Annotated in this window: 14 protein-coding genes; 5 read left to right on the top strand and 9 right to left on the bottom strand. The window is 43.7% G+C overall.

Translation table 11 applies throughout. The features are described 5' to 3' along the window. Positions 1-414 precede the first annotated feature (414 nt). From ribD to rpmH, 7 genes are all read right to left on the bottom strand, one after another. A complete protein-coding gene (ribD, locus tag L0G63_RS01620) occupies positions 415-1,470 on the bottom strand; it encodes a bifunctional diaminohydroxyphosphoribosylaminopyrimidine deaminase/5-amino-6-(5-phosphoribosylamino)uracil reductase RibD (RefSeq protein WP_301449092.1) in 1,056 nt (351 codons plus the stop codon). A gap of 113 nt (positions 1,471-1,583) precedes the next feature. Then, positions 1,584-2,042, bottom strand: coding sequence for a transcriptional regulator NrdR (nrdR, locus tag L0G63_RS01615; RefSeq protein WP_301449091.1), 459 nt, complete (start codon positions 2,040-2,042; stop codon positions 1,584-1,586). An 87-nt stretch (positions 2,043-2,129) separates the two neighbouring features. Continuing rightward, the gene (mnmE, locus tag L0G63_RS01610; RefSeq protein WP_301449138.1) at positions 2,130-3,566 is read right to left on the bottom strand and encodes a tRNA uridine-5-carboxymethylaminomethyl(34) synthesis GTPase MnmE; all 1,437 of its coding nucleotides are present in this window, start codon (positions 3,564-3,566) and stop codon (positions 2,130-2,132) included. Positions 3,567-3,773: 207 nt separating this feature from the next. Further along, the gene (gene yidC, locus L0G63_RS01605) at positions 3,774-5,456 is read right to left on the bottom strand and encodes a membrane protein insertase YidC (protein WP_301449090.1); all 1,683 of its coding nucleotides are present in this window, start codon (positions 5,454-5,456) and stop codon (positions 3,774-3,776) included. 200 nt (positions 5,457-5,656) lie between these two features. Further along, positions 5,657-6,025 carry a membrane protein insertion efficiency factor YidD gene (gene yidD / locus L0G63_RS01600; RefSeq protein WP_301449089.1) on the bottom strand — a complete coding sequence of 123 codons (369 nt, stop codon included), beginning with the start codon at positions 6,023-6,025 and terminating at the stop codon, positions 5,657-5,659. 1 nt (position 6,026) lies between these two features. Next, entirely contained in the window at positions 6,027-6,398 is a 372-nt protein-coding gene (gene rnpA / locus L0G63_RS01595) for a ribonuclease P protein component (protein ID WP_301449088.1), read from the bottom strand. A gap of 186 nt (positions 6,399-6,584) precedes the next feature. Next, on the bottom strand, positions 6,585-6,719 hold the full coding sequence (gene rpmH, locus L0G63_RS01590; RefSeq protein ID WP_007394757.1) for a 50S ribosomal protein L34: 135 nt from the start codon (positions 6,717-6,719) through the stop codon (positions 6,585-6,587). Positions 6,720-7,307: 588 nt separating this feature from the next. On the opposite strand from rpmH, the gene dnaA reads away from it, so the two are divergent. From dnaA to L0G63_RS01565, 5 genes are all read left to right on the top strand, one after another. Further along, positions 7,308-8,753 (top strand): chromosomal replication initiator protein DnaA, encoded by a 1,446-nt coding sequence (dnaA, locus tag L0G63_RS01585; protein ID WP_301449087.1) that lies wholly within the window; start codon positions 7,308-7,310, stop codon positions 8,751-8,753. A gap of 160 nt (positions 8,754-8,913) precedes the next feature. After that, a complete protein-coding gene (gene dnaN / locus L0G63_RS01580) occupies positions 8,914-10,089 on the top strand; it encodes a DNA polymerase III subunit beta (protein WP_301449086.1) in 1,176 nt (391 codons plus the stop codon). Positions 10,090-10,227: 138 nt separating this feature from the next. Continuing rightward, positions 10,228-11,457, top strand: a complete 1,230-nt coding sequence (locus tag L0G63_RS01575; RefSeq protein WP_301449085.1) for a DNA replication/repair protein RecF — start codon at positions 10,228-10,230, stop codon at positions 11,455-11,457. 532 nt (positions 11,458-11,989) lie between these two features. Beyond that, complete coding sequence (gyrB, locus tag L0G63_RS01570) at positions 11,990-14,617, top strand: DNA topoisomerase (ATP-hydrolyzing) subunit B (protein ID WP_301449084.1); 2,628 nt, start codon at positions 11,990-11,992, stop codon at positions 14,615-14,617. Between the two features lie 126 nt (positions 14,618-14,743). Further along, positions 14,744-15,313 (top strand): manganese efflux pump, encoded by a 570-nt coding sequence (locus L0G63_RS01565; protein ID WP_301449083.1) that lies wholly within the window; start codon positions 14,744-14,746, stop codon positions 15,311-15,313. A gap of 107 nt (positions 15,314-15,420) precedes the next feature. Here the strand turns inward: L0G63_RS01565 and rlmF are convergent, their stop codons facing one another. Both rlmF and L0G63_RS01555 read right to left on the bottom strand, forming a co-directional pair. After that, the gene (gene rlmF / locus L0G63_RS01560) at positions 15,421-16,458 is read right to left on the bottom strand and encodes a 23S rRNA (adenine(1618)-N(6))-methyltransferase RlmF (protein WP_301449082.1); all 1,038 of its coding nucleotides are present in this window, start codon (positions 16,456-16,458) and stop codon (positions 15,421-15,423) included. Positions 16,459-16,534: 76 nt separating this feature from the next. After that, positions 16,535-17,254 carry a LysE family translocator gene (locus tag L0G63_RS01555; protein WP_301449081.1) on the bottom strand — a complete coding sequence of 240 codons (720 nt, stop codon included), beginning with the start codon at positions 17,252-17,254 and terminating at the stop codon, positions 16,535-16,537. Between the last annotated feature and the right edge of the window lie 260 nt (positions 17,255-17,514).

The following is a 17,514-nucleotide window of genomic DNA, read 5'->3' as shown; positions in this document are numbered from 1 at the left end:
ATTATAATGCTGCTATAAACACATCACTTTATTTATCAAACACTTAACCAAATTTCTTAGTACTGTCTTTCTGAGTACACTTCGCAGTGAAACACACGGGAAATGCAGGCGGTCATAGGATAGATTGTGGATAAGTAAGTATAAGTCAATAGAATATTCTTAAAGTCTTTATTAATTATAGAGTTATCCACAATGATGCTAAATTTAGTTTAGCGCTCGCAACGCAAGATTTAAAAAACATAAGTTATTGATTAATATATAATTTGTCATAAAGACACAAAAATAATCAGCTTTTCATGTTTCATGTGAAACAAAGTTATGCACAGTTCCATGTGAAACACTCAAACCAACTATTTGCTTATCCACATATGCCATTCATTAAGAAGAAACATAAAGGGTAAAATCATAAATGAGCTACAAAGGGCGTAACGTCAATTTTAAATCAGAACCAATCTGCTCATGGTCTTGAATATCAAAGCGCAACTGCTGCGCCAAAGAGATTGGATTAAAATCAACCATTGGTCTTGCCTGGTGTCCTAATAAACACGGTGCTTGATAAACAATTAGCTCATCGACGAGCTGCTGGCTCAAAAAACTACCAGCCACACCAGCACCTGCCTCTACCAAAACGTCATAACACTGATGCTCTCTGACCAACATCTGTAGCAAAGCTGTCAGATTGTCTTTGCGCCAATATATCATATCTGTACGCCGACACAGCTGATAATCAGATTGTGTATGATATTTTAAACGCTGACGTCTATCCAGTATCACAACACGAGGAGGCGGTACCGTCTCAGGTGATACCGCTAGTTGAGTTGAGCGTACGTTTAGCTGCGGATTGTCCATTATCACCGTTTCACTGCCTGTAATAATCGCACCACTTTGTGCTCGTAGCTTTTGGACATCCTCACGAGACGCGGTTGATGTAATCCATTTTGATTCTCCGGATGCCATCGCAGTGCGGCCATCCAGACTAGTCGCTACTTTTAGTCTGACATAGGGCATCTGAGTCCGCATGGCCTTTAAAAATCCGCGATTTAGTATTTCTGCTTGCTCTGTCAAGACGCCTACTCTGACCTCGATACCTGCCTGCTCTAGCAGTTTAACCCCTCGACCTGCGACCTGTGGATTGGGGTCTAGACCGGCGATAACAACCCGTTTTACCTTTGCAGCGACGAGCGCCAACGCACATGGCGGTGTACGCCCTGTGTGACTGCAGGGCTCTAGAGTCACATAAGCGGTCGCTCCCGCTGCCTGCTCGCCTGCTTGTTTTAACGCAAACACTTCTGCATGAGGCTCACCAGCTTTTGGATGAAACCCTTGACCAACTATTTTTTCTGCTTGAACAATAACACAGCCCACCGCAGGATTCGGTCTGGTGGTATACAAACCTTGTTTGGCTTGTTCAACGGCAAGCATCATAAAGTAACGGTCTTGCGCGTCTTGGGAATGATTTATGGTTGGCATAACAGTCGGCTTAGTAATGATTAATGATAATTACGGCGTGTTTTTCTTAAACAGTACGAAGACATAGGACCCACAATCAGCTCACTGATCAGAGGTTTCATGGATTTAACCGCTTACTTATCGTTTGGACGGATATTGGCAATTTCTTGATGAAACGCATCGATGTCTTGAAAGTCACGATAGACGCTGGCAAAGCGTACATAAGCGACATCATCTAGAATTTTTAACTCACTCATGATGATTTCTCCCAAAACGTTACTACTGATTTCGCGCTCCCCCATTTGTCTGACACGCTTTTCAATGCGACTGATCATCGCCTCTTGCTCATCGATGGTGATGGGACGCTTTTGCAGCGGCAACAAGATAGAGCGGCGCAGTTTTTCATTGTCATAAGGTTCAATCTTGCTGCTGGATTTAATGATCCTTGGCATCACAACCTCCACCATCTCAAACGTTGTGAAACGCTCTTGGCAGCTATTGCATGAGCGGCGGCGACGCACTTGCGCACCTTCTGCAGCAAGACGTGAGTCAATCACTTTTGTCTCTGATGCATTACAATACGGGCAGTGCATAGCAACTCCTCATTTTATGATTAAAAATAAAAGCAAAGTTTATAAGATAATTGGATTTACTGGGTAACCAATAGTATTATCTCGCCATTATTTGCCGATACAAAAACTACCAAATATCTTGCCCAATAAATCATCAGCACTAAACTCACCTGTAATTTCGCCCAAGCTCTGCTGCGCTTGACGCAAGCTTTCAGCAACCAACTCACCTGCTTGAAACACTGTTAACTGCTCATGCGCCTCTGCTAAATAATTGTCCGTCCGTCTGAGAGCATCTATGTGACGAGTACGAGCGATTAAGCTGTTCTCTGGCGGATGAAAACCTACCTTTGCACATAATAATTCGACCAAACTCTCTATACCAGCACCTGTTTCACATGAAACATTGATTTGTTCGTACCCTTTGGCTTTAATATCAGCTTGCGTCATAGAAGCTGATTTTTCACTACTATCATCGCTTAATAGATCACTTTTATTGGCAATGATGAGTAATCGTTTGGCCTCTGGCAGCTCACCAAATAACTGCTCAGCAAGCTGTAATGGTGTGCTTTCTTCTTCAACATCGCGAGTCACATCGTAAACCATCAGCAGCATATCAGCTTGGGTAATGGCGGTACGGGCACGCTCAATGCCGATACGTTCTACCGTGTCTTCTGTCTCACGCAAGCCCGCTGTATCAGTAAGATGCAGTGTTAAACCGTTGAGCACGACCGTCTCTTGCAGCGTATCACGCGTGGTGCCAGCGACATCGGTCACGATAGCACGTTCTTGCCCTGCTAGACGATTCAGCAGGCTTGATTTACCCGCGTTTGGTCTACCAGCTAGGACCACATGGATACCATCACGTAAGAGCTGACCTTGCTTTGCCGTGGCTAAGACTTGCTGTATTTTATCTTGCGTTTGTTCAAGTTTACTTTGTATCACGCCGTCAGATAAAAAATCGACATCCTCTTCATCAGGGAAGTCAATCGCCGCTTCGACATGCAAGCGCAAGTGAATGAGCTGCTCCAATAGCTGATTGATCTTTTGGGAGAACTCACCGCTCAAAGAGCGAATCGCACTACTCGCCGCCGCCGCACTGGTCGCATCAATCGCATCAGCGATTGCCTCTGCCTGCACCAAATCCAATTTATCATTGTCAAAAGCACGATAAGAGAACTCTCCGGCACTCGCTTGCTTGGCGCCCAGCTCAAACACGCGTGCGAGCAATTGGTTCTGTAAAATAACGCCGCCATGCCCTTGCAGCTCAATCACATCTTCACCAGTAAATGAGTGTGGCCCTTTGAAGTACAATACCAACCCTTCATCAATAACCGTACCATCCGCCTGATAAAAACGGCAAAAACTGGCCATACGCGGCGTAAAAGCCGATTTTCCCGTGAGCGCACAGGCCATGGCATACGCACGGCTGCCTGATAGGCGTATAACACCGACACCACCGCGCCCTAAGGGCGTTGCGATCGCAGCAATCGTCGCAAGTCCAGAGGTATTAGATTTTTCAGAATGATTCGGTGTGGCTAATGCCATCTCTAAGGAATCCACAATGACTCTCAATAGCTAAAAACCCCATTATAGACGCCTGTGCTCATAGTGACAAAACAAACTTTGAAACGCAGCCTAATCATTGATATTTTCTCTTTAATGTTGATAAGCTGTGGATAACCTTGTAGCACTTATAAAAAAACCACCGCTTACGCGATGGTTTTTGTAATCATACGTTTAATAGAGCGTCAGTTAGTCAACCACTTTTACCGTGCGGCGTTTTTGCTCTTCTTCAACTTTCTTATTCACGATATATTGCTGAGTCATACTGAACAAGTTGTTCACTGTCCAATATAGTACCAAACCTGCTGGGAAGAACAGCATGAACGCGGTGAAGATAATCGGCAAAAACTTCATCACTTTTGCTTGCATTGGATCTGCTGGCTGCGGGTTTAACTGCTGCTGGATGAACATAGAAGCACCCATCAATAGCGGCAAGATGAACCAAGGATCCATGGCTGAAAGATCGCGAATCCACAGAATCCATGGCGCATGACGCAGCTCGACACTCTCTACGAGCACCCAATACAAAGCTAAGAAAATTGGCATCTGCATCAAGATAGGTAGACAACCCGCCATCGGATTGACATTCTCTTCCTTGTAGATGGCCATCATTTCTTGCGACATTTTCATACGATCGTCGCCATGCTCTTCTTTTAGCGTTTTTAGTCTCGGTGCAATAGCGCGCATCTTAGCCATTGAGTAGTAGCTCTTATTAGAGAACCACATCAAAGCAATTTTGACTAAAATGGTGAGGATAATGATTGACCAACCCCAGTTACCCACAACTTTATGCACACCTTCTAAGATAGCAAATAGGACCTTCGATATTGGCCACAATAAGCCGTAATCAACCGTCTTATTCAGACCCACTGCTACATCTTTTAGCTCAGACTGTACTTTTGGACCTGCGTACAGTGTGGCGTCCAATGTCACTTGCTTGTTTGGTGCGACATTGACTGGCTGACTGTTAAAACCAATAAAGTAGTCGTTACCAGTCTCGCGGGTAAAGAATTTACCCGTGAAGTTTTCAGGCGTCCATGCAGAGACAAAATAATGCTGTACGATGCCAACCCAGCCTTTATCACTGGTCGTCGTTAGCTCGCCATCGCTGAAGTCTTTAAACTTCAGTTTATTGTATGGATCATCTGGCGTACCCCAAGCACCACCAAGATAAGTCGCCATGCTCAGCGCGCCTTTATCAGACATACCAGGATCTTTACTATCGTCACGTTTTAGCTGCGCAAACATCTGACCTTGCCACGCATTGGTGGAGGCGTTTTGAATTTTGTAGCTAATATCGATCGGATATTTATTTTCAGTAAAGGTAAATGTCTTGGTGATTGTCACGCCATCTTTCTTGTAAGTAAGCGGTACTGACAGTGTTTGTTGTCCTGCTTCCATCACATAATTGTTGGCGGTGTGGCTATAAATCGCACGACCTTCTGCCGTATCAATACCATTTTGACCAATCAAGCCAGACTGAGCCACGTATACACGGTTGCTGTTGTTTTCTAGCAATACGAAAGGCTTATCGCTATCGAGCGTCGCGTCATACTGCTTGAGCGCAGCATAGACAATATCACCGCCTTCTGGATTGATTTTAATATCATAGCGATCGGTCGTTACCGTGATTAATCCTGTGTCCTTTGCAGGGGTCGCTGTCACAGCTGCGTTATCCACAGGTAGGGTCTGAACCGGAATATCACCTGCGGCACCAGTGGTAGAAGGAATGTCAGCACCTACTGAACTTGTAGTTTCTGGCACCGCTTCTACAGCTGGTGCATCGGCATAATCATCTCGCCATGCCAAAATCAGCAGATAAGCGGTAATTAGCATCGCAATGATGATCATCACCCGAAATATCTTTTGCATAAACCTTTCCTAGATTAAAAATTAGGGCATGTGTCATGACTGTACTGCATAGTTATCTTCATGATCGATAAATGCGTTGAGAGTCATTTACATAAAATGTGCATCATTTTACTAAAAATCTGCTTCAAATGATACCAAGAGTGTGGATAACTTGTGGGTAACTTATTGAAGATAATATCTAAAGCCCAAAGTTATGATTTTCATGTTGTCTTCATTAAGTAGTTAAGATGTGGCACATACCCCTGACGATCTCGGTAAACACCCCATCCTCTACTATCGCTACTCGCTGTAGAATATATATATTGATAATGATAAGAGGACAAAGGGAGTGGAACAAAGTCAATGCCATGGCCACCAAGCGGATGGCATCTACTAAGACGTTTTAACAGCAACCAGCCACCGGCACGGATGCCATGCCATGCCAAAGCGTGCTTACCATAGTTTGAGCAAGTAGGGTAGTAACGACAACGAGCAGGTAGAATAGGGCTAATTATTTTTTGGTAAAAAACCATCAAGCCAAATAAAAAATTAAAAAATAATTTATTTACTATCTTTAATGTTTTTTCCATTTTATTTTTTTTCTATTTTTTTAAAAATATAAATTATTTGATTTTTTAATTCATTATTATTTATTTCTTTTAATGGTTTTTTTACAATAAAAACAATATCTTTATTTTCTAGTTTAAATGCAGTTGTGCGAAAATGCTCACGTATTTGCCTTTTAATGAAATTTCGTGCCACTGCAGTAGGAACTTTACGCTTAGTAATTGCCATACCGATACGTGGCTTATCATAGGGACTGTGTCTCACAAAAGCCATCAAATGGCTCTGATGTATCTTGCGCTCAGGGGCGTCAAACACTTCACGAAATGCTTGTGGCGTTAGCAAGCGCTGCTCTTTGGTAAAGCTGGCTGTAGGTGTCGCTGAAGTAGACTGGGGCATAGTATGACCTAATATGATAGGGAGTGGCGATATTAGAGATAATAGCAAAATGTAAAGACAAAAAAAGCGCCGATGTGGGCGCTTTTAATATATGGCTAAATGTCAGTTGTGATGATTGACTATTGCAATCTATAAACAATAAGAACACAACAAGCACCATTAGCCATGCTTATCGCTACTTACTGATTATACAGTTAGACGATGACGTCCTTTAGCGCGGCGACGAGCTAAGACCTGACGGCCTTTTTTAGTTGCCATACGAGCACGGAAACCGTGAGTACGTTTACGCTTGATCACGCTTGGTTGGAATGTACGTTTCATAACTCACCTATAAAAATAATGGACTAAATTCGTAATAACGGAGGATTATACCATTCTGCATACTTATGGTCAATAAACTAATTTTAGCTGTCTTCAAAGACTAAGTCTTCTGTTATCAGATTGATACATATTGCTGATAAACACTCTTTTTTACTGTTACAGCTTGTCAGATAAATAACCGCAGTTTTTAAAGTTATCCACAGTTTTTAGTGAGCTCTATAATAATTATTAATTAATATATATAAGTATTGTTGTTATTGGGCGCCTATATATCTGTGGTTAACTTAGTTTTCTCTTTCATTATCAATTTACTACGCTATGGGTAAGGCTGTGGATAACCTGTGGGTTAAATATGGATAACTTGCCTTGTTGAGTTATCCCCAAAACTATCCACAGTTTTATCCCCAAAAAACAAGGTTTTATCCACAGGGTATCTGTGTTAGATTAGCCCCTATCTAAATACGTGGTCTGGTATGTCATTTCTACTTAGTTCTTGAGACAAATAACTGCTATGAGAGCTTAGAGTCAGTAGAGTGCTCAGACCACTACATATAACTATTATTTCAAATTACAGGGTTAGTATTTTTCATGATAGACACAGCAAATATTTGGGATAAATGTCTGAACGATTTGCGCTATAACGTTAAAGACAACGTGTTCACCATGTGGCTGAGGCCTCTGTCAGCTCATCAAGAAGCACAGACTCTGGTCATTCTTGCACCTAATGATTATTTTGTGACGTATATCAAAAAGAACCATCTTCAAGATATTCAGCAATTGGTCGCTAAGCACAGTCAAGGGAGCATTGAGGAAGTTGTCGTACGCGTTGATAATGCTGGACGTGATGTAGAAGGTGGTAATCACTCTCAATCAGGCTCATTATTTGTAGAAGATAACCCCTCCCCTACCCTGCCTGAACATAAATTTGAATCTATTCACCACAATAATTCAAAAGCAGATATCGACGCTAATATGCGTCATGCAGAACTGATCGACTCAGTGGATGCCAAGTCATTAAGCTATCTCAACCCTGATTTTACTTTTGAGACGTTTGTTACTGGGAAGTCAAACAATCTCGCTTACAAGGCCTGCTATGAGCTTGGCAAAAAACAATCAAAAAATCGACATAATCCTTTATTTATATATGGCCCTTCTGGATTGGGAAAGACGCATTTAATGCATTCTGTAGCACATCGCTATTTAAGAAATAATCAAAGTTTTTATTATTTCACTTCTGAAAAATTTATAAATCAATTGGTCTATTCATTAAGAAATAATAAAATAGAAGATTTTAAAAAGAAAATAAAAAAAGTAGATTTATTGATTGTGGATGATATCCATGTACTGGCTGGAAAGACCAAAAGTAGTAATGAGTTTTTGACGTTATTTGCAGATTTTACTAGCGGTGATAAACAACTGATTTTGGCTTCTGATCGTCATCCATCGCAAATGACAGAGTTTGATGAACGCTTTAGATCGCGATTCTCTTGGGGATTGACGGTTGCGGTTGATCCTCCTGAAATTGATACTCGTGTACAAATTTTGCAAAAAAAAGCAGCCTCTTATGGGATGGTATTACCCAAAGAGTGTGCATTATTTATCGCTCAAAATGTCGTTTCTAATGTCAGACGTTTAGAAGGTGCTCTCAATCAGGTATTCGCAAATGCCAATTTGACAGGTGCACAGATTACTCTTGAGATGGTGCAATACGCGTTAAAAGATATTGTTGCCATGCGGGTACAAGCGGTAAATATGGATAATATCCGCAAAATCGTTGCTGAGTATTATGATGTGACGGTCAAGGATATTATGGGACGTAAGCGCACCCGTAGTATCGCAAGGCCTCGGCAAATCGCAATGGCTTTATCTCGTGAGTTGACAGGTGACAGTTTTCCTGAGATTGGTCAGTCATTTGGTGGACGTGACCATACAACCGTGATGCATGCTTGTGACAAAGTAAATGAATTGCGAGCCGCAGATCCCGCGTTTGACAAGGATTATAAAACGCTCTCACTGATGTTACAGGCAGGATAGCAAACGGTTTAACATGATAGGTTAGCCAGTGGACAAGGGTTATAATACCGCAGGTGTTAGTAGACATCAGCCTTATGGATTATCTGCAACAGACAAGGTATGATTGAGTTATTATCTTACCGTATTATAAAAAGAATCATTTGAATAAGAGTAATCAAGCATGCAATTATCGATCAATCGAGAATCGTTATTAAAAGCCATTAATTTGATCGCCAAGGCCGCAGACAAACGCCACAATATGGTGATACTGGGCAATATTAAGCTGCAGCTATCAGAGACCGAGCTTATTTTGACTGCCTCAGATTTGGAAGTGGAGCTGACATCGACTTTGAAATTGCCTGCTGGTGCTTGTGTAGAGGCGGGAACAACGACGCTACCTGCAACCAAATTAAAAGATATTTGTAAATCACTACCGGCCCAAGCGCAAATCAATCTAGCCACCCAAGCGAATGAGCGTTGTTTGCTTACCAGTGGCAAGAGTCGTTTTACGTTAGGTACTTTGCCAAGTGAAGACTATCCAAGTCTGGGTAATCCTGAAAACATCACGCCGTTAAATATCAGTCGTAGTCGCCTGACAGATTTGATTCACAAAACTCAGTTTGCGATGGCGATTCAAGATGTACGTTATTATCTGACAGGTATGCTGTTTGATGTTTCACAGCAGCAGCTGACGACCGTTGCGACTGACGGACATAGATTGGCCTTGGCACGTAGTGTTATAGACGTGAGCGCGGATCTTAATATGCAGGCTATCTTGCCACGTAAGGCTGTGATCGAGCTTGAACGTTTGGCGACCGAGCTTGGCAAAATGCTCGGCGATCAAGACAATGCAGTGACGCTCAGCTTTGGCCGTGAGTTTTTACAAGTCAGCTTACCATTTGGTGACGTAGATAGTGCAGGGCAGGTTAGCCAAAACCTAATGGTAACGTTTACTGCCCGTCTGATTGATGGCAAATTCCCTGATTATCGCCGTGTCATGCCAAGCAATACGGATAAGCTTGCGTTATTTAGTCAAGAGAAAATGACTGACGTATTACGCCGCGTTGCGATTTTGAGTAATGAGAAGTCGCGCGGTGTGGTCTTTAATTTTGCCAGTGATGGTATGGTAGAGGTACGTGCCAACAATGCTGAGCAAGATGAAGCCGTGGAGATGATACAAGCTAAATATCAGGGCGAACCAATGGAGTTATCGTTCAATGCTGCGTATCTACAAGACGTGCTAGGAGTGATACAAGGTGATTTGCAAATGCATATGAGCCAATCGAATGCCTCTGTACTTGTCAATCAGCTCAATGATGAGTTTCATCAGTACGTTATTATGCCTATGCGTATATAGTCTGATAGGGGACAAATAGCATAGCGTTAAGCTTCGCTAGTGCGCTCTCAAAATCGCCACGCAATTTATTCGGATTTAAATATCTAATCAACTTTTGCTTGTTAAATAGGCTAAAAATCATGAGCGGCTATCGATAATATGATTGAACGTCTACAAGTATCAAATCTGCGCAACCTCACGCAAGTCAACATGCAGTCGACCGTTTGCAACGTTCTTATCGGTGCAAACGGTAGCGGCAAGACCTCATTACTTGAAGCCCTATTCTTATTATCGAGAGGCAAAAGCTTTCGGCATCATCAGCCCAAGCGCTATATTCAGCATCATCAAAACCATGCAACGGTCTATGCTAAGCTCAATGATGATCGCACCTTGGCTATTCAAAAACAGGCAGATGCGACCACCATTCTGCGTCTTAATCAAGCTACTGTCTACAATCAAAGTATATTGACCGAGCAGCTGCCCACGCTACTGATAGATCCTTCAACGATGGATATGTTAGAGCAGGGTAGTGCCAGTCGACGTCAGCTGTTAGACTGGTTAGTGTTTCACATGAAACAGGGGTTTCATCCGCAATGGGTCGCCTATCAACGCCTGTTAAAACAGCGCAATAGTTTGCTAAAAAAATCACGCCAATTAACGCAAGTTCAGCTAGCGGAGTTAAAGTCTTGGGACAAAGGACTGAGTAATCATGCGGCCTTGATACACCATTATCGTGAGCGCGTCTTTACTGAATGGCAGCCTTATTTTGCTGACAGTGTGCTGCAACTACTGCCTACTTATGCTGAGCAATTGAGCCTAAGCTATAACGCTGGCTACGATACCAGTGTGGCGCTTGATGTGCAGCTTGATGAACGGCTAGAGCAAGATTTGCAACTGGGATATACTCGTATCGGTAATCATCGCGCCGATATCCATGTGCATTGGCGCTCTGATAATGCAGTGCGGTCTGATGATGTTGTAGATAGTCAGGCGACAAATACAAATACAGTGTCCTCAGACCATGAGGTAAATGCTAAATTACCCGCTTTAAAAGAGCAAGCCGCCAATGTATTGTCTCGCGGCGAAAAAAAACTGCTGATTACGGCACTGCGACTGTCACAGCTGCCTTTATTGCTCAATGATAATGAAGATAGCGCTTCGTTCGATAATAACTCAACATCGAGAGCGACCCCTGTTGTATTACTTGATGACATTACTGCAGAGCTAGACGATAGGGCAGTAAAGATTTTGCTATCAACCTTGGCAATGCTCCCTTGTCAGGTGTTTATGACCAGCTTAACGGATGATATTGTACCTTTGGTTAATGAGCTATGGTCAGCGCCTAACTTGTTTCACGTGAAACAAGGCCAGATATTGTCTGTTGATTAATTCCTGTTGACTAATTCTTAGTCGCTTATCATCCCTTTAAGCCTTTTCCTGCCTACTTATAACGCCTTTTATGCGTCCTTTACTGAGTATCACAGTCACGACTATTACTTATACTAGCTATTAGGTAAAGACACTGACTCATAAGTCGTAAAACTCCGAGTAAACAGTGACTTACAGACAAAAAAATGCTAAAATAACCCTTTATTTTTGTCCTGTTCTCAGCAATTTATTCGATAGCATCATATAACAGACTTCTATTTTTTATTTCTTTATAAGTAATTGATAATTAAATATTTTATTTATTTCAATAGTTTTAACAATGGCTAGAAAAACAAAGACTATTACTAATAAGTAATTTGCCAATTTTATCTCTATGCAGCCTTTTTGAGGTTAGCAGTGGTTAGTGGTTTAGCCGCTCATATGCACTCTAAGTGATGAATAATAGAAGTTGATTTTAAGATGCCATCATGAAGTGCATTTTTATAAGTGCGCTGATAAAAACGGCTGATAATGGCTAGATTAAGGAATGTACATGAGTGATTCATTACCTATTGACCACGAGCAATTGATAGACGACAGTGCTACTGAAGCCGCTGTGTCTACTGTAGTTTCAGAAGTATTACCTTCTGATTATAGTTCTAAGGATATCCGTGTACTACGTGGGCTAGAGGCTGTACGCGTGCGCCCTGGTATGTATATCGGTGATACGGACGATGGCACAGGCTTGCATCATATGGTCTTTGAGGTCGTGGATAACTCTATCGATGAGGCGCTGGCCGGTCACTGTGATCAGATTGATATCATCATTCACGAAGACGAGTCTGTCAGTGTGATGGATAATGGCCGCGGTGTACCAGTCGATATTCATCCAGAGGAAGGGGTATCAGCGGCGCAGGTCATCATGACAGTCCTGCATGCAGGCGGTAAGTTCGATGATAATAGCTATAAAGTCTCAGGCGGTCTGCATGGTGTTGGGGTATCGGTCGTCAATGCGTTGTCTAAAAAGCTTGAGATGAATATCTGGCGTGAAGGCTATCATTACCATCAGACCTATACTGATGGCGTACCTGACGCTGATATTCAGCAGATGGAAGCGACCGATCAAACCGGTACGCAAATCCGCTTTTATCCAAGTAGCGACGTATTCACCGGCACAGTCTTTGAATATGATATTTTGGCAAAACGCCTACGCGAGCTGTCATTTTTGAACTCCGGTGTGCGTATCGTTCTGACCGATGAGCGTATTGATAAGCGTCATGAGTTTGAGCACAAAGGCGGCTTACTAGAGTTTGTCAGCTATATCAATGCAGGCAAAGACGGTATCAATGAAGTATTCCATTTTACCAGTCAGCAAGACGATGGTATCAGTGTCGAAGTCGCGCTCCAGTGGACCGATACGTATAACGAAAAAGTGCTGTGCTTTACCAATAATATTCCGCAAAAAGATGGCGGTACGCATCTATCGGGTTTCCGATCAGCACTTACACGCGGCTTAAATAGCTATATGGATCGTGAGAATTTATTCAAAAAAGAAAAGGTCGCGGCGACTGGTGATGATGCGCGTGAAGGTCTAACGGCTATTGTCTCGGTGAAAGTGCCTGATCCAAAATTCTCAAGCCAGACCAAAGACAAGCTGGTCTCAAGTGAAGTGAAATCTGCTGTCGAATCAGCGATGCATGATAAGTTCAATGACTACCTGCTAGAGAATCCAGCGGCGGGTAAAGCCATTGCCAATAAAATTATGGAAGCAGCACGGGCGCGTGACGCGGCCCGTAAAGCGCGAGAGATGACGCGCCGAAAGACGACTCTGGATATTGCAGGTCTGCCTGGTAAACTTGCTGACTGCCAAGAAAAAGATCCAGTATTATCTGAGCTATATATTGTGGAGGGTGACTCTGCAGGTGGCTCAGCAAAGCAAGGCCGTAGCCGTAAAACTCAAGCGATTTTGCCACTAAAAGGTAAAATTTTGAACGTTGAGCGTGCGCGCTTTGACAAAATGCTATCGTCCGCTGAAGTGGGTAACCTGATCACGGCACTTGGCTGCGGTATCGGCCCTGATGAGTATAATCCAGACAAAGTGCGCTACCACAAGATCATCATCATGACCGATGCCGATGTGGATGGCTCACACATTCGTACCCTGCTGCTGACGTTCTTCTTCCGTCAAACACCTGATCTGATCGAGCGTGGCTATGTATATATCGCTCAGCCGCCGCTGTATAAAGTCAAAAAAGGTCGTCAAGAGCTGTATCTCAAAGATGATGAGGCGCTAAAAGCGTATCTATTGTCATCAACCATTGATAGTACCAAGCTACATGTTAGCGCGGATGCGCCTGCTATTACAGGGCAAGCGCTTGAATCATTGCTTAATGATTATAACCAAACTCAGCTGATCAAAGCGCATTTGCAGATTCGCTTCCCAGCGGTCATCTTGGATGCGTTGACGCATACGCCAAAGCTATCCGTTGATATGACTTATGATGAGTCTGCGATGCAAGACTGGCAAAGAGCCATGCAGGCTCAGCTTGACGTCTTCGGTAGTGAGTTAAATCCTGAGATTGAGTTGGTCAATATTCATGCACCGCAGTCACAAGATATGGATGCGGCTGCTGCCGATCTATTGGGTATGACACCTGCAATTGGTACTGAAGACGTCAGCACTGAAGCAGGGAACGCGTCAGATAGCGAGGCTTTATCTACTAAGGCGCAGTGGCTACCACGTGTCACAGTCTATGTGCATCAATTGGCACACCATTATCTGTTAGATGCTAGCTTTATCAACTCAAGTGAGTATGGCAAATTATTACGCTTATCAAGCGAGTGGAACACCCTGCTTGAGGAAGATGCCTTTATCCGCCGCGAGAGCAACAGCGGCAGTAAAGACATCGCGATACGCGATTTTGATTATCTCTGGCAACAAATGATGTTGGATGCACGTCGCGGCCTAGCGGTTCAGCGTTATAAAGGTCTGGGTGAGATGAATGCTGAGCAGCTATGGGATACCACGATGGATCCTGAAAACCGCCGTATGCTGCGTGTGACTATCGAAGATGCGATTGCCGCTGATCATATGTTTACCTGCTTAATGGGTGATCATGTCGAGCCGCGCCGTGTCTTTATTGAAGAAAACGCGTTAACCGTTTCAAATCTAGACATCTAATTTTGATACTGATCAATAACAACGTATAAAAATACCGCTTCGTCTATCGAAGCGGTATTTTTGTTTCACATGAAACCTTTTTCATGAAGCTAATCATACCTGCTATTCGAGTTAAGAGAAAATATCATGATTGAAGTAGTGCTGCTCGCGATTGCACTCGCGATGGATGCGTTTGCCGTATCGATAGGACTGGGTGCAAAGTCACAGAAACAAAGCCAGCAATATGCACGTCATCTCGCTATTTATGCCGCATTATATTTCGGTATCGCGCAGGGTGTGATGCCGCTCTTTGGGTACTTATTGGGTGCAGCGCTGTTGGGATGGTTGGCGGCGGCGGCGCCTTGGATCGGCGGTATCATACTGATTGCGCTGGGTGGCAAGATGCTGTACGAAGTGCTCAGTGGTGGGGATGACGAAGACGATATCGACGTGGACGGTAGTGTCATCAACCATCGCACCATGTTTACCCTTGCTATTGCCACCAGTATTGATGCCATGGCAGCAGGATTTACGCTCAATTTATTAGCGTTAAACGCATGGCTTGCCTGCTTGATTATCGCGGTTGTAACGGCGGTGTTTGGTTGGCTTGGGGTTTATTTAGGACGACGCTCTGGCACATGGCTGGAGGATAAGGCAGAAACATTGGGCGGTGTGGTGCTGATTGCCATTGGCATAAAAGTCATGTTCTTTGGATAATTATTCATTTTACTTCAAGCCATTTCTTAATAAAAAGCACCGCTTTGATCATCAAAGCGGTGCTTTTTTGTTTCACGTGAAACTTAGGCGTATTATGTATTCAACGACTATTCTTCATCGGTATCAAAGCGCCACGCGAGTACACGAGTGCTCTTTTGACCTTGGCTCATCTCAATGATACGCATCTGCGCGACATTAAGCTGCTTTAATAGTAGTTGTAAAGGTTTCACGTTTTCAGATTTTGACACTAAAGTCGTGAACCAGCCAACATGCTCTGCAAAGCTTTGGCTTTCTTTTGCCATCTTGGTCAAAAACGCAATCTCGCCACCTTCACTCCACAATTCTTTATGCTGACCACCGAAGTTTAGGTTTTGCGCCGCGTTACCTGACTTGGTTGAATGACGGCTGATTTGCTCGCTTTCATTTTTACCGCGATGGCGTTGCAGGTTGTGCTGCTTGCGGCTATTGGCTTCCATCGCTTCTTCTAATGAGGCGTGAAACGGTGGGTTACACACCACCACATCGAAGTAATCTTGACGACCAATAATGTTTTTAAAGATGAACTTAGGCTCAGGCTGTAGCTTTACTTTGACCGCGCTTTTTAGCTTGGGATTGGTGTCACAAATGAGGGCGGCAGTATTGACCGAAATCGGATCAATATCGCTTGCGGTAAAGCGCCAGCCATAGCTTTGACTACCGACAATCGGATAGATCGCACTGGCACCCGTACCGATATCTAGCGCGTGAATCTCTTTACCGGTCGGCGGTGTGTTGTCGGCATTCACGTGCGTGGTTTGCGCGAGTAAATCCGCAATATAGTGAATATAATCGGCACGCCCAGGAATTGGCGGACACAGATAGCCGTCAGGAATATCCCAAAACTTCACGCCGTAATAGTGCGCCAACAATGCTTTATTTAGCACACGAACTGCTTGATGATCCGAGAAATTAATCGTCGGCTCGCCTTTAGGGTTGGTGATGGTATGCTCAGTAAGCTCAGGCAACGCGCGAGTCAATACGGCAAAGTCGTAACGACCCTGATGCGGATTGCGTGGATGCAGTTGACCGAGTTTTTTGGCGGTCGCAGGCGATCGGTTTCTGTGTTTACTATTGGCAGGATTACGGGTCATGGGCTTACTTGTCATAATGTCAGGCTACGATATATGGATATAAGTCAGCAGTGTAGCAGATTTCACCGCTCGCAAATGAGTTATCGATGGCCTATCGATGACGCAAGATCAGGTTGAGCCCCAATACGATCATCGCAGACCCCAACACACGGTCGATCCAATGCTCAAAACGCTGAAATCGTCGATGAATTGCAGGGACAGAGAGTAGCATCACCACGGTGCTAAACCATGCCATCTGTAGCACCATCATCCAGACGCCATAAATCGCCAATTGCCAAAGTGGGATGTCTGGCGATAGGACAAGGGTAAAAATCGCCACAAAATAGACAGGCGCTTTTGGGTTGAAGACATTGCAGAAAAATCCACGGCGCAATGTGGCAACGGTAGATTCGGTATGAATAGAGGCGCTTTTCTCAGACAAGTTTTTAGGGGAAGGGTTGTTAGTAGAAAGGACTGCTCCGTTCTCTGCTTGTGACACATCAATTGACACGTTTTCTATCGTTGTTAGTTCTACTGGCTTTTTAGGTTTGGCCTGAATACCTTGCCACCCCAGATAGATCAAATAGCCGCCACCCAGCCATTTGATCGCGGTCAATAAAGGCTGCGAATGCGCAATCACCGTTGCCAATCCCAGCACCGAATAAATGATATGCACCGACAGCCCCAAGGTAATACCCAGACTACAAATCAAACCAGTACGTCGACCCTTAGCTAAGGTCTGCTGCGAGACCAACACAAAATCAGGACCTGGTGAGGCGGCGGCCAGCAAGTGAACGCTCGTGATCAGCAAAAACCCATGCCAAAACTCCATAAAACCCTCTGTACCCTATCCAGTCTGAATCATAGTTGCACTTATCACGAATGAGGTCAACTTTTATCTATTATCGCGCCATTCGAGTCATTGCTATCGCTTGTGTTATGGTTATATGCTGTCTATATTAAATGAAGTATTAAAAATAGTCCTATCGACAAATCGCTATAAATAAGCGATCAAGATTCGACGATATAACTAGGGTGTGTTGAACATTCGCAAATAGGCACTGCTGATTGCTAAAATTGTTCCAGACAAGG

Source organism: Psychrobacter sp., from assembly GCF_030454045.1.
Taxonomy (GTDB): domain Bacteria; phylum Pseudomonadota; class Gammaproteobacteria; order Pseudomonadales; family Moraxellaceae; genus Psychrobacter.
Note: the sequence above shows the minus strand (reverse complement) of the source record. Positions and strands in the feature narration are given on the sequence as shown.

What these genes read in the sequence shown, in the direction of transcription:
- yidC (WP_301449090.1), bottom strand. Translation starts at nt 5,456, where the DNA reads ATGCAAAAGATATTTCGGGTGATGATCATCATTGCGATGCTAATTACC.
- mnmE (WP_301449138.1), bottom strand. Translation starts at nt 3,566, where the DNA reads ATGGCATTAGCCACACCGAATCATTCTGAAAAATCTAATACCTCTGGA.
- L0G63_RS01575 (WP_301449085.1), top strand. Translation starts at nt 10,228, where the DNA reads ATGATTGAACGTCTACAAGTATCAAATCTGCGCAACCTCACGCAAGTC.
- dnaA (WP_301449087.1), top strand. Translation starts at nt 7,308, where the DNA reads ATGATAGACACAGCAAATATTTGGGATAAATGTCTGAACGATTTGCGC.
- nrdR (WP_301449091.1), bottom strand. Translation starts at nt 2,042, where the DNA reads ATGCACTGCCCGTATTGTAATGCATCAGAGACAAAAGTGATTGACTCA.
- L0G63_RS01555 (WP_301449081.1), bottom strand. Translation starts at nt 17,254, where the DNA reads ATGGAGTTTTGGCATGGGTTTTTGCTGATCACGAGCGTTCACTTGCTG.
- rnpA (WP_301449088.1), bottom strand. Translation starts at nt 6,398, where the DNA reads ATGCCCCAGTCTACTTCAGCGACACCTACAGCCAGCTTTACCAAAGAG.
- rpmH (WP_007394757.1), bottom strand. Translation starts at nt 6,719, where the DNA reads ATGAAACGTACATTCCAACCAAGCGTGATCAAGCGTAAACGTACTCAC.
- rlmF (WP_301449082.1), bottom strand. Translation starts at nt 16,458, where the DNA reads ATGACAAGTAAGCCCATGACCCGTAATCCTGCCAATAGTAAACACAGA.
- gyrB (WP_301449084.1), top strand. Translation starts at nt 11,990, where the DNA reads ATGAGTGATTCATTACCTATTGACCACGAGCAATTGATAGACGACAGT.
- dnaN (WP_301449086.1), top strand. Translation starts at nt 8,914, where the DNA reads ATGCAATTATCGATCAATCGAGAATCGTTATTAAAAGCCATTAATTTG.
- yidD (WP_301449089.1), bottom strand. Translation starts at nt 6,025, where the DNA reads ATGGAAAAAACATTAAAGATAGTAAATAAATTATTTTTTAATTTTTTA.
- L0G63_RS01565 (WP_301449083.1), top strand. Translation starts at nt 14,744, where the DNA reads ATGATTGAAGTAGTGCTGCTCGCGATTGCACTCGCGATGGATGCGTTT.
- ribD (WP_301449092.1), bottom strand. Translation starts at nt 1,470, where the DNA reads ATGCCAACCATAAATCATTCCCAAGACGCGCAAGACCGTTACTTTATG.